Annotated in this window: 21 protein-coding genes and 1 tRNA gene; 13 read left to right on the forward strand and 9 right to left on the reverse strand. The window is 64.5% G+C overall.

What is annotated here, in order from left to right; all coding sequences use genetic code 11:
* The 3 genes from ACNSN4_RS15640 to ACNSN4_RS15650 all read right to left on the reverse strand — a co-directional run bounded on the left by ACNSN4_RS15640 (position 1) and on the right by ACNSN4_RS15650 (position 2,534).
* The gene (locus ACNSN4_RS15640; RefSeq protein WP_418286767.1) at positions 1-798 is read right to left on the reverse strand and encodes a transporter substrate-binding domain-containing protein; all 798 of its coding nucleotides are present in this window, start codon (positions 796-798) and stop codon (positions 1-3) included.
* A 133-nt stretch (positions 799-931) separates the two neighbouring features.
* Complete coding sequence (locus tag ACNSN4_RS15645; RefSeq protein WP_418286768.1) at positions 932-1,825, reverse strand: COX15/CtaA family protein; 894 nt, start codon at positions 1,823-1,825, stop codon at positions 932-934.
* 112 nt (positions 1,826-1,937) lie between these two features.
* Positions 1,938-2,534 carry a DNA-3-methyladenine glycosylase family protein gene (locus ACNSN4_RS15650; RefSeq protein WP_418286769.1) on the reverse strand — a complete coding sequence of 199 codons (597 nt, stop codon included), beginning with the start codon at positions 2,532-2,534 and terminating at the stop codon, positions 1,938-1,940.
* Positions 2,535-2,676: 142 nt separating this feature from the next.
* On the opposite strand from ACNSN4_RS15650, the gene ACNSN4_RS15655 reads away from it, so the two are divergent.
* Positions 2,677-4,659 (forward strand): 3-hydroxyacyl-CoA dehydrogenase/enoyl-CoA hydratase family protein, encoded by a 1,983-nt coding sequence (locus tag ACNSN4_RS15655; RefSeq protein WP_418286770.1) that lies wholly within the window; start codon positions 2,677-2,679, stop codon positions 4,657-4,659.
* Positions 4,660-4,748: 89 nt separating this feature from the next.
* Here ACNSN4_RS15655 and asd read toward each other — a convergent pair whose 3' ends face one another.
* Positions 4,749-5,792: an aspartate-semialdehyde dehydrogenase gene (asd, locus tag ACNSN4_RS15660; protein WP_418286771.1), complete on the reverse strand. Its 1,044-nt coding sequence runs from the start codon at positions 5,790-5,792 to the stop codon at positions 4,749-4,751.
* A gap of 141 nt (positions 5,793-5,933) precedes the next feature.
* Between asd and ACNSN4_RS15665 the strand changes: the two genes are divergently transcribed.
* Positions 5,934-7,613 carry a Na+/H+ antiporter NhaC family protein gene (locus ACNSN4_RS15665; protein ID WP_418286772.1) on the forward strand — a complete coding sequence of 560 codons (1,680 nt, stop codon included), beginning with the start codon at positions 5,934-5,936 and terminating at the stop codon, positions 7,611-7,613.
* A gap of 306 nt (positions 7,614-7,919) precedes the next feature.
* Here ACNSN4_RS15665 and ACNSN4_RS15670 read toward each other — a convergent pair whose 3' ends face one another.
* Positions 7,920-9,008 carry a DUF7972 family membrane protein gene (locus tag ACNSN4_RS15670; protein ID WP_418286773.1) on the reverse strand — a complete coding sequence of 363 codons (1,089 nt, stop codon included), beginning with the start codon at positions 9,006-9,008 and terminating at the stop codon, positions 7,920-7,922.
* Positions 9,005-9,205 carry a hypothetical protein gene (locus ACNSN4_RS15675; protein WP_418286774.1) on the reverse strand — a complete coding sequence of 67 codons (201 nt, stop codon included), beginning with the start codon at positions 9,203-9,205 and terminating at the stop codon, positions 9,005-9,007. Before ACNSN4_RS15675 ends, ACNSN4_RS15670 begins: the two co-directional genes overlap by 4 nt.
* 209 nt (positions 9,206-9,414) lie before the next feature.
* Here ACNSN4_RS15675 and ACNSN4_RS15680 point away from each other — a divergent pair, with 209 nt between their 5' ends.
* The 7 genes from ACNSN4_RS15680 to ACNSN4_RS15710 all read left to right on the forward strand — a co-directional run bounded on the left by ACNSN4_RS15680 (position 9,415) and on the right by ACNSN4_RS15710 (position 14,892).
* Entirely contained in the window at positions 9,415-11,193 is a 1,779-nt protein-coding gene (locus ACNSN4_RS15680) for a sensor histidine kinase (protein ID WP_418286775.1), read from the forward strand.
* A 179-nt stretch (positions 11,194-11,372) separates the two neighbouring features.
* Complete coding sequence (locus ACNSN4_RS15685; RefSeq protein ID WP_418286776.1) at positions 11,373-11,891, forward strand: hypothetical protein; 519 nt, start codon at positions 11,373-11,375, stop codon at positions 11,889-11,891.
* A complete protein-coding gene (locus tag ACNSN4_RS15690; RefSeq protein WP_418286777.1) occupies positions 11,892-12,050 on the forward strand; it encodes a hypothetical protein in 159 nt (52 codons plus the stop codon).
* Between the two features lie 60 nt (positions 12,051-12,110).
* Entirely contained in the window at positions 12,111-12,722 is a 612-nt protein-coding gene (locus tag ACNSN4_RS15695; protein ID WP_418286778.1) for a restriction endonuclease FokI C-terminal domain-containing protein, read from the forward strand.
* A 185-nt stretch (positions 12,723-12,907) separates the two neighbouring features.
* Entirely contained in the window at positions 12,908-13,540 is a 633-nt protein-coding gene (locus tag ACNSN4_RS15700) for a PD-(D/E)XK nuclease family protein (protein ID WP_418286779.1), read from the forward strand.
* Between the two features lie 447 nt (positions 13,541-13,987).
* Positions 13,988-14,251, forward strand: a complete 264-nt coding sequence (locus tag ACNSN4_RS15705; protein WP_418286780.1) for a hypothetical protein — start codon at positions 13,988-13,990, stop codon at positions 14,249-14,251.
* Positions 14,252-14,427: 176 nt separating this feature from the next.
* Positions 14,428-14,892: a hypothetical protein gene (locus tag ACNSN4_RS15710; RefSeq protein ID WP_418286781.1), complete on the forward strand. Its 465-nt coding sequence runs from the start codon at positions 14,428-14,430 to the stop codon at positions 14,890-14,892.
* Between the two features lie 337 nt (positions 14,893-15,229).
* Here ACNSN4_RS15710 and ACNSN4_RS15715 read toward each other — a convergent pair.
* A tRNA-His gene (locus ACNSN4_RS15715) sits at positions 15,230-15,302 on the reverse strand.
* A 145-nt stretch (positions 15,303-15,447) separates the two neighbouring features.
* Here ACNSN4_RS15715 and ACNSN4_RS15720 point away from each other — a divergent pair.
* Positions 15,448-15,903 (forward strand): DUF5814 domain-containing protein, encoded by a 456-nt coding sequence (locus ACNSN4_RS15720; protein ID WP_418286782.1) that lies wholly within the window; start codon positions 15,448-15,450, stop codon positions 15,901-15,903.
* Between the two features lie 118 nt (positions 15,904-16,021).
* Here ACNSN4_RS15720 and ACNSN4_RS15725 read toward each other — a convergent pair whose 3' ends face one another.
* The gene (locus ACNSN4_RS15725) at positions 16,022-17,374 is read right to left on the reverse strand and encodes a putative ATP-dependent zinc protease (protein ID WP_418286783.1); all 1,353 of its coding nucleotides are present in this window, start codon (positions 17,372-17,374) and stop codon (positions 16,022-16,024) included.
* A 147-nt stretch (positions 17,375-17,521) separates the two neighbouring features.
* Here ACNSN4_RS15725 and ACNSN4_RS15730 point away from each other — a divergent pair, with 147 nt between their 5' ends.
* Positions 17,522-18,559, forward strand: a complete 1,038-nt coding sequence (locus ACNSN4_RS15730; protein ID WP_418286784.1) for a succinylglutamate desuccinylase/aspartoacylase family protein — start codon at positions 17,522-17,524, stop codon at positions 18,557-18,559.
* 17 nt (positions 18,560-18,576) lie between these two features.
* Here the strand turns inward: ACNSN4_RS15730 and ACNSN4_RS15735 are convergent, their stop codons facing one another.
* A complete protein-coding gene (locus tag ACNSN4_RS15735) occupies positions 18,577-19,095 on the reverse strand; it encodes a DUF7979 domain-containing protein (RefSeq protein ID WP_418286785.1) in 519 nt (172 codons plus the stop codon).
* Between the two features lie 100 nt (positions 19,096-19,195).
* On the opposite strand from ACNSN4_RS15735, the gene ACNSN4_RS15740 reads away from it, so the two are divergent.
* Positions 19,196-20,068, forward strand: coding sequence for a TatD family hydrolase (locus ACNSN4_RS15740; RefSeq protein WP_418286786.1), 873 nt, complete (start codon positions 19,196-19,198; stop codon positions 20,066-20,068).
* The gene (locus ACNSN4_RS15745; RefSeq protein WP_418286787.1) at positions 20,065-21,177 is read left to right on the forward strand and encodes an SDR family oxidoreductase; all 1,113 of its coding nucleotides are present in this window, start codon (positions 20,065-20,067) and stop codon (positions 21,175-21,177) included. Before ACNSN4_RS15740 ends, ACNSN4_RS15745 begins: the two co-directional genes overlap by 4 nt.
* Positions 21,178-21,340: the final 163 nt, after the last annotated feature.

The raw sequence follows: 21,340 nt of genomic DNA on the forward strand, positions 1-21,340 counted from the left end.
CTACTCCTGACCGAACCAGCGGTCGGTTATCTCGGCGTAGGCGCCGTCGTCGCGGACAGCGGCGAGGCCGTCGTTGAGCGCCGTCTGGAACTCGTCTTCGCCCTGCCGAATACCGAAGCCGAACTCCTCGCCCGTCTCCTCGACGAACGCGATCTCGACGTCGCGCTGTGCCGCGAACGTCTCCGCGACCGGAAGGTCGATAACGACCCCGTCGATGTTGCCGTTTTCGAGGTCTTCGACCGCGAACACGTAGTTACCGTACGAGGAGTAGTCGTCCTCGTCGATGACGCCGGGCTCGATGAGGTTGTTCTGGACCTGGTCCGCGCCGGTCGTCCCGGACTGCGCGCCGACCGGCCGACCCTCGAAGTCGGCCCACGCGGTCGGCTGGAAGTCGCCGTCCGTGCGGACGAGCACCGCCTGATCGGACTCCCAGTAGGGGTCGGAGAAAGCGATCGTCTCCCGGCGGTCGTCCGTGATCGTCATGGCCGCCGCGATGACGTCGATCTCCTCGTTCTGCGTGAGCGCGGGGATGAGACCGTCGAAGTCGAACGTCGCCCACTCGCCGATCTCGTACTCCGTCTCCGCGACGACGGCTTCGAGCAGGTCGATATCGAAGCCGATGAGCTCGCCGTCCTCGCGCATCTCGAACGGCGGGAAACCGGGAGCGGTACCGGGCGTGATGACATCGCTGTCGTCGCCGAGACAGCCCGCGACACCGGTGAGTCCGACGGCGCTCGCGCCGCCGGTCAGCTTCAGGTACGAACGCCGGCTCAGGTCAGTCTCCGTGCGGTATGACATACCCGTGCGAGTAGGGGGAGCGATGTTAAGCTTTCCTCCTTCTCCCGACGCTTCGGCCATCTCGCGGGTGATTGATCTGATCGATCCTCACAGTTTGTCCGATCGCTCTCGGCCGGGCGCCTCCGGGTCCCGCTCAGTCGGCACCGAGGGGTTCGGACACCTCTCGACTCACGTCAACGTCGCGGGCGACCCAGCCCGCGGCCCCGGCGAGCGCGAACGCGACTGCGAGCGTCACGAGATTGATCTGCTGCCACGCGGCCGTGTACAGGACGAGATCGCGTCCCAGGAGGAGCGTCACCACGAGCGCCGCCATTGCACCCGCAGCTAGCAGGCTGACCGTCGTCGCCACACGCCGATCCACGCCGGGGTAGCCGGTCCGGGCCGCCTCCGCGGCGTACGCGACCGTCGCCACGAGCCCGAGATGACCGGCGAGCCCGGTCACGTAAAACGCCGCTTGGGCGCCGGGTGAGTAGGTGACGAACGGCACCGCCCGCGAGAAGACCGCGCTGGCGGCGATACCGACCACGGCGATCGCGGCTGCAATACGGAGGAGCCGCGGCGAGCCGCGACTCCCACCCCAGATGGTCGTCAGTGCGAGCAGCGTGAAGATCGCGAGCGCGACGATCAGGTGTGCCGCGTGCGTCGACACCGTGTAGCCGCCGGGAACGAGACCGCCGACGGTGACCGTGATCGCGCCGACCGTGATCTGCAGCGGGAGGATCGCCACCGCGAGCGTCGCGGCCAGGCGCGTGCGACGGTCCAACCCGCCGAGCCACGTCCAGCCGGCGACGCCGATTATCAGGAAGCCGGTTATCATCGCCCACACGCGATGGAACCACTCGATGAAGTCCGGGTTGATCGTGAGCGCGGGGATGAGCTGATCGGAACAGAGCGGCCACTGGGCCTGACACGCCAGCCCCGAGCCGGTGGCCGCGGTGTACACGCCGAGCGCGAACAGCGTCAGCGTCATCCCCGTCGTCGCCGCCGCGTATCGTCTAAACGTCAGCCACGCTGGCCGAAGACTCATTACCTAGGTTCGGGCGCGAGCGCACTTAGACCGTTCGGGCGGTCTACGCAGTCGGGAACGACTTTCGAACGAGTCACGCAGTCGGGAACGATCGTTGGGACACAGCCGCGAGTTAAGACTCGTACTCCGCCCAGATATACCGCGTGCCGTAGCTCCGGTACGGGCGCCACGCCTCGGCGATATCGGTCATCTCCGCCCGGGTCAGCTCCGCGCCGTCGTTGTATACCCGTTCGATCCCCCTGCGCACCGCGAGATCACCGAGCGGGAGCACGTCCTCGCGGCCGAGCGCGAAGATCAGATACATCCGGGCGGTCCACTCGCCGACGCCGCGGATCTCGGTGAGCCGATCGACGACCCCGTCGTCGTCGACGTCGGCGAGACCCTCCCGAGTCAGGTCGCCGTCGCCGTCGCGGAATTCGGCGGCCACGTTTCGCAGGTACTCGACCTTCGTGCGGCTGAGTCCGGCCTCCCTGAGCGCCCCGTCATCCGCTGCGAGCACGGTCTCGGGAGACGGCGCGCCGTTCAGCACGTCGAGAAACCGCTCGTGGATCGCCGCCGCCGAGGCGGTCGAGAGCTGTTGGTTCACGATCGAGGTACAGAGCCGGGCGAACGGGTCCGTCGCGGGCTCGATCCGGAGGCGACCGTGCCGGTCGATCAACCGCGCCATCGTCGGGTCTGCGCGAAGGGTAACGGCGACGCTGTCGTCCATCGGTACCCGGTTGGAGCCGGAGCGACGTGTAGGTTTCCCGGCGTGCGCGTCCCGGAACCGGATTCGGATCGGATAAACTTACAGACCGTTTTTCGTTTGGAAGATGGAAACGTTCAACCATGACGGTTCCGACCGTTTGGACATGCAGCTCGAAGACGTCCAGCACGTAGCGGTCCTCGGCGCCGGAAACATGGGTCACGGCATCGCGGAAGTGGCCGCGCTCGCCGGCTACGACGTGGCGCTGCGGGACATCAAAGAGGAGTTCGTCCAGAACGGCTACGACCAGATCGAGTGGTCGCTCGGCAAGCTCGCCGAGAAGGACAGGATCACCGAATCGGAAGCGGACGCCGCGCTCGACCGGGTCGAGCCCTTCGTCGACCTCGAAGCCTCGCTGGCCGACGCCGACGTGGTGATAGAAGTCGTCCCGGAGAAGATGGCGATTAAGAAGGACGTGTACGAGGAGGTCGTCGAGTACGCCTCCGAGGAGGCCGTCTTCGTCACCAACACCTCCAGCCTCTCGATCACCGAACTCTCGGAGGTCACCGACCGCCCCGAGCGCTTCTGCGGGATGCACTTTTTCAACCCGCCCGTTCGGATGGACCTCGTCGAGGTCATCTCCGGGGCTCACACCGCCGAGGAGACGCTCGAACTGATCGAGGGGCTCGCGGAGTCGATGGGGAAGACCCCGGTGCGCGTCCGCAAGGACAGCCCCGGGTTCATCGTGAACCGCATCCTCGTCCCGCTGATGAACGAGGCGGCCTGGATCGTCGAGTCCGGCGACGCGACGATCGAAACGGTCGACTCGACGACGAAGTTCGACATGGGCCTCCCGATGGGCTCGTTCGAACTCGCCGACCAGGTCGGCATCGACGTGGGCTACCACGTCTTGGAGTACATGCACGAGGTGCTCGGCGACGCCTATCGCCCGTGCCCGCTGCTCGGCGAGAAGGTCGAGGCCGAGGACCTCGGCAAGAAGACGGGCGCGGGGTTCTACGACTACGAGGACGGCGACGGCGCCCAGATCCCGAGCGACGCGATAGACCCGGACGTCCGCCGTCGGCTGCTCGCGGTGATGGCCAACGAGGTCGCCGGGCTGATCGGCAACGACGTCGCGGACGCCGACGCCGTCGATCAGGCGGTGAAACTCGGGGCGGGCTTCCCCGACGGCCCGGCCAAGCTGGCAGACGGTGAGGGGCTCGACCGACTCGTCGAGACCCTCGACGCGCTCCACGGGGAGACCGGCGAGGAGCGCTACGTGGCGACCGACTACCTCCGCGAGGCCGCCGACGCGGGCGGGTTCCGCGTCGGCGACCGAAGCGAGGACGACGAGAGCGGCGTGGCCGCGTACGAGGTGCTGAACGTGACGGTCGAGGACCGCGTCGGTCGCATCGAGATCGACCGCCCGCACCGGATGAACACGATCAGCGGCGAGCTGCTCGACGAGTTCGCGGACGCGATCGACCGATTCGACGACGACGACGAGGTGCGAGCGATCCTGCTGTCCGGCGCGGGCGACCGCGCCTTCTCGGCCGGCGCCGACGTACAGAGCATGGCCGCCGGCGGGGCGGACCCGATCCACGCCGTCGAGCTCTCGCGACGGGGCCAGCAGACGTTCGGCAAGCTGGAGGAGTCTGACAAGCCCGTGCTCGCCGCCATCGACGGCTACTGTCTCGGCGGCGGGATGGAACTCGCGACCGCGGCCGACATGCGGATCGCCTCGGAGCGCTCCGAGTTCGGCCAGCCCGAACACGACCTCGGGCTGTTGCCGGGGTGGGGCGGCACGCAGCGTCTCGCCCGGATCGTCGGCGAGGGCCGCGCGAAGGAGATCATCTTCACGGCCGAGCGCTACGAGGCCGAGACGCTCGAAGCGTACGGCTTCGTCAACGAACTGGTCGCGGATGACGAACTGGAGGAGCGGGCGCGCGAGCTGGCCGCGGCCCTCGCCGCCGGCCCGCCGATCGCCCAGACGTACACGAAGCGCGCGATGCACGCCGGCCGCACGGACGCGGAGGCCGGCCTCGAAGTGGAGGCGCTGGGCTTCGGCCACGTGATGAACACCGACGACCTCATGGAAGGGATCACGGCGTTCATGGGCGACGGCGAACCCGAGTTCGAGGGGAAGTAGTCCGAACGCCGAGAAGTCGCGTGTTGCGCGGACGATAGAAACAACGCGGTGACACTAGCGCGGTGACACCGATCGTCGTCGCGTCGGGCTTAGACGTACCCTTCTTCGACGAGCAGCTCGCCGTTCAGCAGCGAGGCGCCCGCCGCGCCGCGGATCGTGTTGTGCGCGAGGCAGTTGTACTTCACGCCGGCGTTCGTCTCCTGGAGGCCGCCGGCGACGATGCCCATCCCGTCGGCGTACGTGCGGTCGAGGCGGGGCTGCGGGCGTTCCGGCTCGTCGTCGCCGAACACCTTGATGAGCTGATCGGGCGAGCTGGGGAGGTCGGCGCCCTCGAACGAGGCCATCGCCTCGCGGAGGTCGTCGAGCGAGGGGTCCTCGGCGAACTCGGCGAAGACGTTCTCCAGGTGGCCGTCGAGCGTCGGGATCCGGTTACAGGAGGCGGCGACGTCTGCGCCGTGGAGACGGACCTCCGCGCCGTCGAACTCGCCGAGCAGCTTGCGTGACTCGGTCTCCATCTTCTCCTCTTCGCCGCCGATGTGCGGGATGGCGTTGTCGATGATCTCCATCGAACTGACGCCGGAGTAGCCCGCGCCTGAGACGGCCTGCAGCGTGGAGACGTGGACGCGTTCGAGTCCGAACTCGTCGAGCGCCGCGAGGGTGGGGACCATCGTGATCGTCGAGCAGTTCGGGTTCTTCACTAAGGCCCCGTCCCAGCCGCGCTCGTCGCGCTGCACCTCGATCAGATCCAGGTGATCGGGATTTATCTCGGGGATCGTGAGGGGAACGTCCATCGCCATCCTGTCGTTCGAGGAGTTCGATGAGACCACGTACCCCGCTTCCAGGAAGGCGGGCTCGACCTCGCTCGCGACGCCCGACGGGAGCGACGAGAAGAGGAGGTCAACGTCGGCGTCGGCGATTCCGGCCGGCGACGTCTCCGTGACTTCCATCTCCGCGACGTCGTCGGGGATCGGCGTGTCCACGCGCCACTTGGCGGCCTCGCGGTACGTCTTGCCCGCGCTGTCCGCGCTCGCGGTGACCGCGGCGAGGTCGAAGGTCGGGTGATCGTCGAGCAACTGGATGAATCGCTGGCCCACGGCACCGGTGGCGCCGAGGATGCCGACTCGTACAGACATTGCGCGTCAGTCGGTCACAGGGACGTAAGTGCGTTCGGATACGCGTCGATACCGCCGGGTGATCATCACCAGATCGGGCTTCGCGCGATACTTGCGCCGCGCTGACAGGACTTATATACGATTCCGTGAGAGTGTACGGCAATGACCGATTTCGGAGCGATCTCCGTCGTCCCGCCGTTGCTCGCGATCGTCCTGGCGATCCTCACGCGGAAGGCGGTGTTGTCGCTGTTCGTCGGTATCTGGTCGGGGGCGGTGATATTCACCGGCGGACCCGGAATCGTCCAGACGTTCGAGTGGATCGTCGCGGCGGTCGCCGACGAGTTCCACGCGACGATCATCGTCTTCACCCTGCTCCTCGGTTCGGGCGTCGCCATGGTGTGGAATCTCGGCGGTACCGCCGCGGTCCGGGACTGGGCGCTCGCCAGACTCGACAGCCAGCGGAAGGCCGGACTCGTCGCGTGGGGACTCGGCATCGTCCTCTTTTTCGACGACTACGCCAACACCGCCATCGTCGGCTCGGCGATGAAAGACGTCTCCGACCGGCTCCGGATCTCACGCGAGAAGCTGTCGTACGTCGTCGACTCGACCGCCGCGCCGGTGGCGACGCTGGGTATCTCCTCGTGGGTCGCGTTCCAACTGTCGCTGATCGCCGACGGATACGAGTCCGCAGGCGTCGACGCCGCGAACCGTCCCGGAACCTTCGAGGTGTTCGTCTCGTCGATCCCGTTCAACATGTACGCGATCCTCGCGATCGTCATGGTGGTCGTGATCGTGGGCACGGGCCGCGACTACGGCGAGATGCTCACGGCCGAACAGCGGTCGTGGACCACCGGTCGGGTGACGCGCGACGAGGCGGTTCCGATGCAGGACGTGGCGGGCGAGCTGGGCGAGCCGCCGGCGTCGACGCCGCGGCTGGCGTCGTTTTTCGTCCCGGTCGGCGTCCTGATCGCCGTGACGCTCGCGACGGCGCTGTGGAGCGGCGGCTTCTCGCCCCTGGAGTTCCTCGGTGATCTGGCCGCTGGCGAACCCGGTGCCGCGGGTAACCAACTCTGGGACGCCGCCCTCGGTGCGGCCTACGAAATCGCGCTCATGATCGGCGCGTTCGCGATGGTCGCGACCGGGTTCGCCCTCGGGAAGCTGTACGGGATCTTCGGTGTCGGCGACGCGACCGAGTACACGATCGACGGGTTCGGCATCATGCTCACTGCGATCTCTATCCTCGCGCTCGCGTGGGGGATCGGCGAGACGATCGACGCGCTCGGCACCGGCGAGTACGTCGCGAATCTGGCGGTCGGAGCGGTCTCGCCCGCGCTGTTGCCCGCGCTCGTGTTCGTCGTCGCGGGCCTCATAGCCTTCTCGACCGGCACGTCGTGGGGGACGATGGGGATCGTCACCCCGATCGCGATCCCGATCGCGTGGGAGATCAGCGGCGGCGGCGCGGCGGGCCACACCCTCGTCGCGGCGATGGTCGGCGTCATCTTCTCCGGCGCGATCTTCGGGGACCACAGTTCGCCGATATCCGACACCTCCGTGCTCTCGGCGACGTTCACGGGCGCCGACCTGATCGACCACGTGCGGACGCAGATCTACTACGCGGTCACCGTCGCGCTCGTCGTCGTCCTCCTGTTGGTCGCGTGGGGCGTGACCGGAGTGACGCCGCTGGTGTTGCTCCCGGTCGGCGCGCTCCTACTCGTCGGACTCGTGTACGCGCTCTCCGGGTTCGACGCGCGCCGTCGCGGCATCGATCCGGTGTCGGTGAACGCGCCGCAGGAGGACGACGGGACCGCCGTGTACGTGGGCGGGACCAAACAGGACGACTGACCGCAAACGGCGATCGACCCGAGAAGGCGGACGTTTTAAAAGCGCAGACCGGCTACCTCCGCTTGCGCGCCCTCAGTCCCCGCCCGAGTACTCCCCGATGGGAGCGATGACCGCGCGGAGAACCCAGGCGCGTCACATTCGGTCGCTGACGCGACCCGCATTCGGTCGTCGAGACGACCCGCCCGTCGCCGCGCAGGCGACCGCCCGCCACGAGGGTTTCCCGGTCGACGCGGCATGCCGCCGGAGATGAGACCGGTCGTTAGTGTCGCGGGCGACATCTCTGTACTCCAGAGCGGCCGCGCTCGACTACTCGGCGTCCCGCAACACCAGCGGCCCGATGGCGAGCGTCCGCTTCGCGAGGGTGAGGACGCGGAGCACGTAGGAGACGAAAAGCAGGAACGGGAGTAGCGTGACCGCGAACGCACCGCCGACGACGAGCGTCACGTGGTCGATCCCGAGGGTGCTTCCCGGAAACGTCCCGGCGTCGACGACCGCGAGCATGAGGCCCGCGACGACCAGCGCCGGGACCGCGGCGTATAAGATCAGTCGCGAGAGGTCGATCAGCGCCCACTGGAAGTACAGCGTCTTCACGTGCTCTCGCGCCGGGGCGAACAGCGACAGCGACTCCTTCAGGTCCCAGATCAGAGCGCGGTCGCCGTCGGTGAGCGCCTCGTCGTGGTCGGCGGCGACGCGCTCGGCCTGACCGATCTTCGGGCTGTAGTCGAAATCGATGGCGGCGAACACCACGTCGAAGGAACCGAACTCCGCGCCGTCGAGGCGGTCGCGCACGGCGTCGGCGTTATCGATGACGTCCGCGGCGAGCTCGTCCACGTCCCCCCGGAGGGCGGTCTCGTCCGGTCCAACGCCGCCGCGCTCGCGGACCGACTCGCGGAGGTCCCGAGCGCGGCGAGACGTTGCCCCGAGAATCGCGTCGAGAAACGCCGCGGGGTCCGTGGGAACCGGTGAGCCGGTCAGTTCCGCGATGGAGTCCCGGACTGAGAGCGTGTTGTCCATGCGCTCCTGTTGGTCTCCGAGCGGTCCGTTCTCCTGTGTGAGTACGAGCTGTCCGATCGTGACGACGAGCGTCGCCCCGGTGACGATCGCCGTGATCATCGCCGAGAACAGCGTCTCGATCGGATCGCCCGACGCGACCTTCTCTGCGAGAGACGGGGAGAAGAAAGCCGTCGCGGCGACGAACGCGACGAAGACGGCGAGCGTCATGACGCCCGCGACGACGAGTCGGTCCGCGCGCAACAGCAGCCAGAGCTTCAGCCGGCTTTCGTCGGCCCGCTCCCGCATCGTGTCGGCGGTGTCCGCGTCCGCGTCCGTGTCGGTCCCGTCGCCGTTCGTCCCCGCCGTCGACACGTCCTCGTCCGTTCCCGTATCGCCCGTCATCGAGCCTCGATACGCATCCAGAGGCCGTCGGCGTAGCACATCGCGCCCGCCACCCAGACCGCGACCGAGTCGACGACGCGGTTGAGCGTGTCCGTCGACAGCCCTGGGGTGGTCCGCTCGAAAGGGTACTCTCGCCAGCCGTCGGCGAGCCACAGCGTGTCGCGGAGTCCGCCGTAGGGCGCCTCACGTCCGTCCATAACGAGAAACACGACGCTCGATTGATACATAAGTACACGGTGCGTTACGGAGCAACTCGTGCAAATTCGACTTCGTTGGCTGCCGTGCTCGGTATCACGGGGAGCGCGGCTCTCCTCCGGCCGCTCGCGGTGGACGGCGCGCGCTTCGATCCGTCGGATCGACACCCGAACCGTTATCGGGGACGGGGCGATGGTAGTAACCGACCGTAATGAAGGCCGTTTTTCTCGCGCACGTCGCCCTCTTCGCGCTCTCGGCGCTCACGTGCCTCGCGGCCATCCCGCGGGCCGTGCGCGTCGGGCACCCGGAGACGCGTGAGGGCCTCGTGGGACTCCTCGTCACGGTGGCCGTCTGGTCGGGCGGATACGTGGGGTATCTCATCGCTCCGGGCGAGTCGCTCAAGCTGGCGTTTTACATCGTCGGCTTCGTCTTCGCGCTGTTCGCAGTCGGTGCGTGGCTCTACTTCTGTGCCGCCTACACCGGTCGGTCGCCGCGCCACGCCCCATACCGGTGGGTCATGGTCGGGGTGTTCGTCGGGACGAGCCTGCTGAAGATCACGAACCCGCTCCACGAGCTCTACTTCACGACGACGTGGGTCACCGAGCCGTTCCCCCACCTCGCGATCCAGCACGGGCTGCTCTACTGGGTCGTTCTCGGGATCTCGTACGCCGTCATCGCGATCGGCTTCTTCATGCTACTCGAGCAGTTTTATTATTCCGGTGCGGACAGCCGACCACTCGTCGTACTCATCTCCGTTACGGGGATTCCGACGATCGCGACCCTCGCGGGCGGTGAGATCTCGTGGCTCCTTCCGTTGATGTACGAGCCGCCCGGCGTGGCGCTTTTCGCGGTCGGTACGCTGTTCATCTACATCCGGCGGTTCGAAACGATCCAGTTCGCGGCCGAAAGCGCCGACGCCGCGATATTCTTGGATCGGTCCGGGAACGTTCGGGATTTCAACCGAGCGGCACGCGTGTTGTTCCCGTCGCTTCGCGGATCGATAGGCGACCCGCTCGACGCTGTCATTCCGCGGCTCGCCGCCGATCACGACGGAAGCGACGTGATCTCGATCGAGGGGGCGACGCGCGAGGAGGGGAACGGGCCAACGCGGACCGGCGCGTCGACGGAGGAGACGCGGTTTTTCCACGTCTCACGGAACGCGTTCACCACCGGGGGCGTGGCGTCCGGAGCGCTCCTCACAATCGACGACGTCACCGACCGGGAGCGGTACCGGGTCCGACTCGAAGAACGGACCAATCAGCTGGAAGCGTTGAACCGCGTGGTCCGCCACGACATCCGCAACGACATGGCCGTGGTCCACGGCTGGGCCGAAACCCTCCGCGACCACGTCGACGAAGACGGGCAGGACGCGCTTGATCGCGTGCTTCGGAAGTCCGCGCACGTCATCGAACTCACTGACACGGCCCGCGACTTCGTCGATTCGCTCACCGGCGACGCGGTTCTCGACGTGAAGTCGGTCAGCCTGTGCGACGTGTTGGACGTCGAGGTACAGGCCGCGCGCGACTCCTTCCCGAACGCGACGTTCGAGATGCCCGCGGACCCGCCGCGAGTCGACGTCCTCGCGAACGAGATGCTGGGGTCGGTGTTCCGGAACCTCCTGAACAACGCGGTTCAGCACAACGACACGGACGCCCCCGAGGTGACAGTGACCTGCGACGAGACCGCCGACCGGATTCGCGTCCGAATCGCCGATAACGGGCCGGGTGTTTCCGACGCCGAGAAGCCCGAAATATTCGGGAAAGGGCAAAAGGGGGTAGAGAGCGCCGGCTCCGGGATCGGGCTCTATCTCGTGTACGTCCTCTCCCGCCAGTTCGGCGGCGACGTGTGGGTCGAAGATAACACGCCGCGAGGCGCCGTCTTCGTCGTCGAACTCGCGCGAGCGGACAACGGCTCCACCGATATCGGCGATGATCAGGGCGACGGAAACCGCCACGAAGGCGGTCACAGAGCACCGAACCAGCGGGAGTAGTCGGCGGCGGGCCGTTCCGACCGCTTTGCTCTACTACTTTCTACGGGGTCCGCTCTGGACCCGACCATGACAAGCCGGAAGGATGCTCCCACGTTACTGTGCTGACTCTCGTGATGACATTGATGAGTTCTGTAACTGGACAAATATGATGATGGTACACTTCGAAGTCACACTCACCAATGGTACTCGCTGACGATCAACAGCTCGTTCGAGCTTGGGACGCGTTCAAGGAAAACGACTACCGGATGAAGGATAGTCAGGGGAAGGTTGTGACGATGGAGGAAGCCGATCAGCGGCGAGAAGATCGGCTTCCTGTTCTTCGGGAACTCATCGAGGATTTCTTGTCCGAGGATCTTCCACTAGGAGAGTTCAAGACAGAGATTGACGGCCAGAACAAGCGGTTCCCCTACTGGGGCTTCAAAGGCATGAACGGGATGATGTTTTTCAATATGATCTACAGCTCGGCTGGAGAAGAACGGTGGGACGAGCTGGGGGATCTTCTACGCAACATCATCCAAACTCCTACTGATAAAACCGAAGCGAAGGCGAAGATTCGTTCGCTACAAGGCTTCGTTGAACGCCTTCGGAACGAGGTTGAAGATCTCCGCACAGCACCGCGTCCTGGCTCGATCCCGTACTTCCTCTCCTACTTTTGGCAAGTCCAGGATCCCGAGCGGTATCCGATCTACTATACCTAAATGGTGAACGCACTGTCCGACCTGGCAATCTGGGAATCCGAGGACGATATCGCAGAAAGCTACGCCTCTTTCTGGACGGTGAACGAGGAGCTCCGCGAGGCCTTGGCGGAGTACACTGGTCGGGATATCCATCTGTGGGCAGTCGAGCACGTCTTCTGACACTGGCAACAACGCGACGAGTTCGACGAGGAGCCAGACCCTGTTGGAGTGACGGCACAGATGGCTACCCTCCCTGATAGCTACATCCCGCCAATCGTCTCCATCCTTCCGGATCTGGCCAGTAACACCTCTGATATCCAGGATGTCGTCGACGGTACTGGACACTCGGTAGAGACACTGTTCGAAAATCGATTGGCTCGAGCGTTCCAAATGATCGGATTCGAGGTTGACGAGATGGGGCAAGGAAGTGGCCGAAACCCGGACGGAATCGCTAAAGACCATATGCACAATTATGCAATCATCTACGATGCAAAGTCTCGTATAAACGGTTATAGTATGGGAACGAGCGATGAACGCCAGTTCCAGGACTATATTAACCGGGAGGTTCCATCGCTCCGAGCTCAAGGATTCCGAAACGTCTATTTTGCCGTCATCTCCGGGGACTTCACAGATGACGGGCGGGATGCAATTCGGACACTCAAAATCAGCACCGACATCCAGGAAGTCCGTCTGATCGAAGTTGAGGCACTGCTAATCCTTCTGGAGAATCGACTTCGTGATCCCAGCTTCGGACTCGGTCCTGGAGATCTTGGCGGCCCTGGTGTACAGGACTTCTTCGCAGAGAGCGGGGTTCTTACGGCGGCAGATATGCGCGAGGAGTTGGGAGTATAAAACATGAGACTGGTTTAGCGGATCGGTCGGTGTGTGCTTCGGTTGCGAGTTCTTCTGGACGTAAAACAAGTGACCGAGCTTATCTCGACGATGCCAACAGCCACGCAGGTACGAGCTTCGAGAAGATCTCCACGATCATCGGAGCCTACGATACTTTGATTTTCTGTGTCACACCAGTACACGGTGTGTCAGTCGAAAAGCAACTACAGGAACTGGTTCAGCGGCTCCATCGTCTCCCAAACTTGGATGAACCTCTGCCAACCACGCTCCAGATACTCGGACGCAATCACCAGGAGCGGGACTGGCAACGACTCCTGTTCTATTTCCTCTCGCCCGGCAGGGGACACGGACTCGACCACCGATTTCTGGAATACCTCTTGTCGTCGCTCTCCAAGCGGGAAGATTTGAACTATACGTTCTCTCGACTAGACCTACTGGATATCCAAGTCGAAACAGAAGTCGTCGCCTCCAACGGTACCCGGCCAGATGGGATTCTCTGGCTACCGGGAGACTGGTTCATCTGCTGGGAACTGAAACTCCGGGCATCCGAGACTGACAAGCAAACAGAAGCCTATATCGATGCTTCGTCGTTCCCGTCAATCGACCTCTCGAAGGACGAGATCTCGGTCGACAATCGCCACTACAGCTACCTCGCTCCTGAGAAGAAATCATCACCAGAAGCAACTGAGTTCGTTCAACTTTCTTGGGAGTGGATCGCTTCGGAGCTCCAGGCATTTCTCGCCAAGAGCCAGGGCGGTATCCGTCACGGACGACGGCACAGTTCGACGACTTCATCAGCACGATACAGCAGGAATTGACAATGACCGAACACCAAGACAACCGACAAGAAAAGGCGCAATTGTACTTCGATTACTACGACGAGATCCAAGACGTCCAGAGCGCGTTCGAGAACAATGGAATTCCTTTACCGATAACTGGGGGTACGTCTCGCTCTGGCGTTGGATGGTGCCGAAATAGTTGAAATCCCGGAGCTTCCCGATTCTCACGTCGCTATCGAACTAAATCGAAAGTCTGGCATTCGTTGGATTTTCCGACAGGGAAACTCGTGGGCGGGTATCGCTAAAGAACAGTGGCGGCGACGCACGGACGACCGGTCTGTAATCTACTCCGCCCGTGATGACGATAGCTACGCTCACATCACGCTCTACCACCGTCTCGAAAAGAATCGTAAGAAGGCGATCAGAGACGGGGTATTGAAACTCGCGTTCTGGCACGGGACCAGTAGCGACAAGCAGTATTGAAAGATGGTCAACGAGCGACTTGACAACAAGATCGAAGATCGAGGTTACAATCTCCCTCCGTCGGTATCATTAACGGGTCGTTCTGGGAGTATTCTGTCGGCAACGTACAACATCCCAGTCGCTGAGCACGACGATTTCTTTGATGCCTACACTGCAGCATTGGGAGACGCGTTCGTTGACTTGGCCGTTAAGAACTATGAGCTAACTACCCTCATCGACGAAGCCTTTCAGGAGTCGCTTGAGGTGTATTACAGAGGCACTCAGTAGATCAATCCGCTCCACAAACACAGATTCGTATTACGACTCAAAGAGCAACACAGCCTCATGGCGGTCGGTCGAAGCCGTCGAAAAGGAACAGATACTGATCGGAGGCTGTTCGACAGACACATCTACTAATATACGAATACATATATTTATAGCGTGTCGGATATACGGAATAGTATATGGTTCAAACAGCATCCGATGGTGTCGTTGAAGCGTTTAACGATGCGAGAGTCGTTCAAAACGGACTCACAGCGTATTATATTCCGTTCGAAGCTAGTGACGTAGATCTTAGCGACGGTGCTGAGGAGATTACATCTCGACATCCATCTTTCCTCTCGTTTACCAGGAATAAGGACTCAGTACGTGACCCAAGTCGACGTGCTGTGTACTGGGCCCGCTTGCAGGAACGTGTCGCTAATGAAGACGAGCCATTCCCACTTACTTACGATCTAACGGTGGAAGAGACCGAGTCGGTGGCCGATATACAGATTCCATGGAAAGTCGCACTGACCGCAAACAAGGCGGTGTATGCAGCCTACTTAGCTGCTCACGGTAAACCCAACTCGTTCCTCGTAGACGCGCTGGATGTGAGTACCAGCACAGTCTCACAGTATCTCTCAGATTTCAAATCCCAACGACGATAACTCATTCACTGGTCCAGTTGTCGGGAGTGTGGCTCAGAGATGTGAATAATGCAGATTACAAGGCTAACAAAACTGTGAAACAAGATCTCCGTGGCCTCGGATGGCTCACTCTCGTTCAGCAACCATGCTCCGGATCTTTCCCCCACATCCTGCATCTAGGAGATTAGCCGCACACGGTGTTCGCTGTACTCCTCGTATTGACGGTCTGTAAGCTCCGATTCCGCCGGTTTAGGGACGATTCTACCACCGTCGAACCCCGCCTCTTTAGTCCATTGTTTCACTATTGTTATAGAACCAGCTAAAACCGCACCACGACTACGGAATTAGAAGTATCAAGGTCCGGGTGCGAGAATCGAACCCGCGTCTCAGCCTCCACAAGGCTGAAGGATAGTCCACTACCCTAACCCGGACACGCGTCGATATCTATCCCGCTTTGATAAATAACGGTTACGACTCCCGGATAGGCGTGCGACCCGATCCCGCGATCGCATCGGCGTAAGCGAGCGCGCCCACCGCGTCGCTTTTCAGGGTCGCGGGCGTATCAGGAGACAATCCGTGGCGTTCACCGACAAGATCTACGTGAAGAACCACCGTCAGCTCTCATCGCAGCTGGAGACGAGCATTCCGAAGGGAGCGTTCGCCGGCGCGACCCTCGATATCCTCTACAGCGGTGACGGTCTCTCGAAGCTCGACTCGACGACGCGCGACCGAATCTTAGACTTCGCCGAGGACTTCCTCGACTGCGACTGTCAAGCGAACCCCTACTGCGGCTGCCCGGAGCGGAAGTTCATGCACTACGTCCTCGAACTCCGCGCGGAGGGCCTCGGCCCGCAGGCGATCGTCGACGTGATGACGGACGACTACATGGTGTACGCGTACACCGGCGACGTGCTCTCCTTCCTCGACGACTCGGTTCGCAACCTGGAGGCGGTCGAGACCCTCGCCGACGTCGAGGGCAACGAGGAGATGTCGGAGCGCGCTCGGCGCGCCAAACGCGAGCTGTCCGGCTAGTACTGTCCGGCTAGTACTGTCCGACAAGGGCTGTCCGTCGCGATTGTACGGCAGTGACGTAGTCCGATATCGCTACCGTGTCCCTCGGAGCGTCGCGATCGTCCGACCGGTTGGGGGTCTACTCCTCTTCGAGGATCTCGTCGCTTTCCTCGCGCTTCGCCTCGTCGGTGTCGGCGCGTCGCCGGACGTCGACCCGGTAGTCGGTGAGAATGTCGCGACCGAGGAGGAGGGGGTACTCCATGTGCCCGCGGTCCTCGACGCTCGCGGTGACGGTGTGCTGGTTGCCGCCGATACCGATCACGAGGTCGACGACCGGGCGCGCTTTCCCGCCCTTCATGCTCCCGGATTTCACGCGCGTCATGCTCTTTATGGGGCCGGCGCCGATCTCGGCGGCCAGCTGGGTGTCGATGCTCGTCCGAGTCGCTCCCGTGTCGGACTTCGCGAGCGCCTGCGTCGACCCGGAGGTACCGGTGACGACGACCTCCTCGATGTAGCCGATATCGGGCTGCTCGGAGGTGTTCTTTTTCGGGATCGGTGCACAGGATGGCCGCGAGTCGTCGAGCGTCGCCGCGAGGCGCTCGACGTCGTCGTCGTCCACCTCGCCGTCGACCGTTTCGATCGCGAGCTTCGCGATGTGCGGGGCGGGGCTCGTGCCGGTCGCCTCGAACAGCCCCTTGAATCCGGCCGTCGGGTTCACTTCGAGCACGTACCAGCCGTCGTACCCCTCGACGAGGTCGACGCCGGCGTAGTCGAGATCCATCACGTCGGCCGCGTAGAGCGCGGTCTCAGCCGCCTCTTCGGGCATGTCGTCGGTCGCGTCCTCGACCGCGCCGCCGAGCGCGACGTTGGTGCGCCAGTCGCCTTCGGGCGCGTAGCGGTACATCGAGCCGACGATCTCGTCGCCGACGATGTACACGCGCAGGTCTCGGTGCTCCTCGTCGTCGCGGTCGATGAGCCGCTGGAGGAACGCCTGGCGGTTGCCGACTTTCGGATTCACCCGTTCGGTGAGGTCGACCTTCCACGTCCCGCCGCCGTGGGTGCCGATCGCCGTCTTATAAACACCCACCTCGCCGAAGCGCTCTCGACCCTCGTTGAGTCGATCGTTCGACAGCGCGAGGAGGGCGTCCGGCACGCGGATGTTCCAGTCGGCGAGCGTCGCGGCCGTCGCGAACTTGTGAATCGACGCGAGCACCGCGTCCGGCTCGTTAAGCATCGGCCGGATCCGCTCGAACGTGGCCGCTAACCCGAGCAGCTCAGCGGGCTGGTCGGTGTTCGACAACAGGAGACGGTTGGCGATGACGTCGACCGGCGGCTCGACAGAGACGTCGCCGTCCTCGACGCTGATCGCGGCGTTCTCCTCACGGAGCCACACCGGTTCGTGACCGAGGCCCTCGATCGCGTTGCAGATCGCCTTCGTTTCCTTGCTGTTGTGTAACGACAGCACTCCCACCCGTACCGGATCCGAACTCATAGATGCACGTGCGTAGGCCCCCCTAAAAGGTCGCCCGATCGCGGACCGGCGGTGTGAAACGATTTCACATTCGGCCGCGTGAAGTGCTTCCAGTCTCGACGGTCGCAGGTCGTCATATATATACCTACCGCCGCGCTCCGCTGTGGCATGAGCGACGACCGGGTGTTTACGTACAACGGCGGCGCGGTGCAGCCCGGCGAGACGCAGAACATCCGCTACGGCATCAGCGAGACGTACCTCGGCGACCCGGTCCGGATCCCGGTCACGATAGTCAACGGCGAGCGCGACGGCCCGACCGTGTTCCTCACGGCGGCCGCCCACGGCGACGAACTGAACGGCATCGAAGTCGTCCGCGAGGTCGCCCACGAGTGGGACCTCTCCGAGTTGGCCGGCACGCTCGTCTGTCTCCCCGTGCTCAACGTCCCGGGATTCATCGCCCAACAGCGGTACCTTCCCGTCTACGATCGCGACCTGAACCGGTCGTTCCCCGGCAGGCCCGGCTCGACCAGCTCGAACCGGATGGCCCACCAGATCTACTCGAACTTTATCGCGCCGTGCGACTTCGGGCTCGACTTCCACACCTCGACCCGCGGGCGGACGAACATGCTCCACGTCCGCGCGGACATGACCGATGAGGGAGTCCACCGGCTCGCGATGGCGTTCGGCTCGAAGGTGATAATCGACAGCGACGGGCCCGCCGGTACCCTCCGCGGGGAGGCGACCGCGGACGGAATCCCGACGATCACGATAGAGATGGGAGAGGCGCACCGCTTCCAGCGGGAACTCATCGACGACGCGCTCGCGGGCGTTCGATCCATCTTCGCGGAGTACGGCCTCCTCACCACCGACACGGTCCGATGGCCCGGCTGGCGTACGATCGTGGCGGGCGCAGGCGAGAAGACGTGGCTGCGCGCCGACTCCGGCGGCATCGTCGACACGCACTACGAGAGCGGATCGCTCGTCCGCGAGGGCGACCGCATCGCGACCATCACCAACCCGTTCAAGGAGGATGCCGTCGCGATCAAAGCCCCCTTCACCGGCCTCCTTATCGGCCTCCTCGAGAACCCGGTCGTGTATCCCGGAAATCCCCTCTGTCACCTCGTTGAGATCGACGAGTCGACGCGGCGCGCCATCGAAACCGGCGACGCCCCGAGGCCAGTCGGACAGCCGGAGCTGGCGGACTGAGTCGGAACTCACAGGTATCAGTCGCTTGAGAGCCGCCCTCGCGCGCCGAGCGCGACCGCAGCGACCACGGAGAGAAAGCCCGCGAGGAACGCGACCGGCTGGACGACGGCCCGCTGGGCGATCACGGCGGTGGACTCCTGCTCGATCGACCTGGTCCAGAACTCGTATCGCTCGCCCTCGCGCTCGACGATCAACAGCCCGTCGCCCCGGGTCGGCTCGGCGGGGTACGACAGCGAGTCCACGCGCTCGGTCGGATCCGCCACGCTGAACCCGCCCCCGGACGCGTCGCGGGCCCGATCGAACGCCGCGCGGGCGTCGGCGTCGAGGGACTCGTACGCGACCGTATCGCCGTCGTCCGCGTCGGGCGCGTCCGGGACGATGTGGCCGTCGGCAAGCGGCGATCCGCCGCCAGCCGGCTGGACCGTGTGGGTGTACACGACGTCGGCCTCGCCGATCGTCACCGGGAGGTACAGCGGGTTCGCCATCAGGAGGACGCCGACGGCGACGAGGCCGACGATCGCGAGTCGGGACGCCATAGAGACGATTCGGTCGGCCGCGATTTGAGGCTTTCCGCCGCCGATCGAACTCGCAAACGGAGGCGTGATTTATATGCGCCCGCCGACCGTGTGCACGGGTATGATCGATGAGCTCGACACGCCGGTGCTCGACAACCACCTCCACCTCGATCCGCGTCACGGCCGCGGGGTCGAGGCCGTCGAGGAGTTCGTCCGGCTCGGCGGCACCCACCTGCTCGTGGTGAACAAGCCGTCGTGGCACCTCGGCGTCGAGCCCGACGAGCCCGCCGACTTTCGCCCCGTCTTCGAGGAGACGATCGACGCCGTCGCGGCCGCGAACGAAGTCCTTCCGGGGCGAGCGTGGCCCGTGCTCGGCGTCCACCCCGGACTGATAAGTCGGCTCGTCGACGAGCGGGGCTGCTCCCCGGAGGCGGCCCGCGACCTGATGTGCGGCGGTATCGAGGTCGCGAGCGAGTACGTCGCTGACGGCCAAGCGCTCGCGCTCAAGTCCGGGCGCCCCCACTACGAGGTGAGCGACGCGGTCTGGAACGCCTCCAACGCCGTGACCCGCCGGGCGTTCGAGCTGGGGGCCGCGCTCGACTGCGCCGTCCAGCTCCACACGGAGGCGACCGAGGACCTGAGGGACCTCGCGAGCGCCGCCGAAGAGGTTGGACTCGACCCGGCGCGAGTGGTGAAACACTACGCCGAGGGGCGGCTTACGGGCGTGACACCGAGCGTGATGAGCGAGAAGGACAGGCTCGAACGCGCCGCCGAGTCGGGGAAGCCGTTCCTGATGGAGACGGACTTCGTCGACGACCCCGAGAAGCCCGGAATGGTGCTCGGGCCGAAGACGGTCCCGCGCCGGGTCCGCTGGCTGCTCGACAACGGCCGCGACGAGGCGGTGCGCCGCGCCCACGTCGAGACGCCCGCCGCCGTGTACGACATCGATACCGAGGCGACGCTCGCGGAGTTGACGCCGGAGTCGAAACCGTGACCGCCGCCGAAACGCCGCCCCCGAACGTCCTGTTCACCGGGTTTCCGGGCTTTCTCGGATCGGCGCTCCTCCGTCGGGTGCTCGCTCGCGGCGACGGTCCGGTCGCGTGTCTGATACAGCCGCGCTACCGTGAGCTCGCCGAGGAACGCGCCCGAGCCATCGTCGCGGCTGTCGACGGTGGGGACGAGTCCGCGATCCACCTGTACGAGGGAGACATCACGGCACGAGGTCTGGGCGTCGGCGCCGCGCTCGACGACCCGGGTCGGCTCGCCGGCGTCACCGAGTGTTATCACCTCGCGGCGGTGTACGATCTCGGCGTGGACCCCGACGTCGCGGAGGCGGTGAACGTCCGCGGCACCGACCACGTGCTCGACGCGGCCGAGCGGGTCGACGTCGACCGGTTTCACTACGTGAGCACGTGTTACGTGAGCGGTCGGTACGACGGCGTGTTCACGGAGTCCCACCTCAGGGAAGGCCAGTCGTTCAACAACCACTACGAATCGACGAAGTACCGCGCCGAGGTCGCAGTCCGGGAACGAATGGACGCGGGGCTCCCGGCCACCGTCTACCGACCGGCCATCGCGGTCGGCGACAGCCGAACCGGCGAGACCGACAAGTTCGACGGACCGTACAACCTCCTTCGGTTGCTCCTCGCGCAGCCCGCGCGGCTCTCGATCGTCCCCTCGCTTCCGGGGTCCCGAGAGACCGAACTCAACGTCGTCCCGCGCGACTTCGTCGTCGACGCCGTCGCGGAGCTGAGCGGTCGGCCGGACACCGTCGGAGAAGTGTACCAGCTGTGTGACTCCGACCCTCGTACCGTCCCCGCGTTCGTGGACGCGCTGGCCGCCGCCGTCGGTCACCGGACGGTGAGCGTACCGGTACCCACGGCGGTCGCGAAAACGGCGAGCCGACTCCTCTCGCGGCTGTCGGTCCGTGTGGACCCGGCGACGATCGATTACCTCGATCACCCCGCCCGGTATCGCTGTCCGGAGACGCGCGAGGCGTTGGACGGGACGGGGATCGCGGTGCCGCCGTTCGAGTCGTACGTCGACCGGTTGGTGGCGTTTGCTCGAAGCAATCCCGACGTGGGGTCCACCCCGATGACGTGACCGCGGATAGGGCCACCCAATAGCGTGACCGGAGCCGATCGCTCCCGACCCCGCGGTCGCGTCGGAACCGAATCATCGGACGCCTCCACGAACCGATCCGTCGAATCTCGCCGGTGAGCGGGTGCGAAACCGTCTCGCGCGGCGATCGATAGGAAAGGCATTT

This window comes from Halorubrum marinum, from assembly GCF_048381195.1.
Classification (GTDB): domain Archaea; phylum Halobacteriota; class Halobacteria; order Halobacteriales; family Haloferacaceae; genus Halorubrum.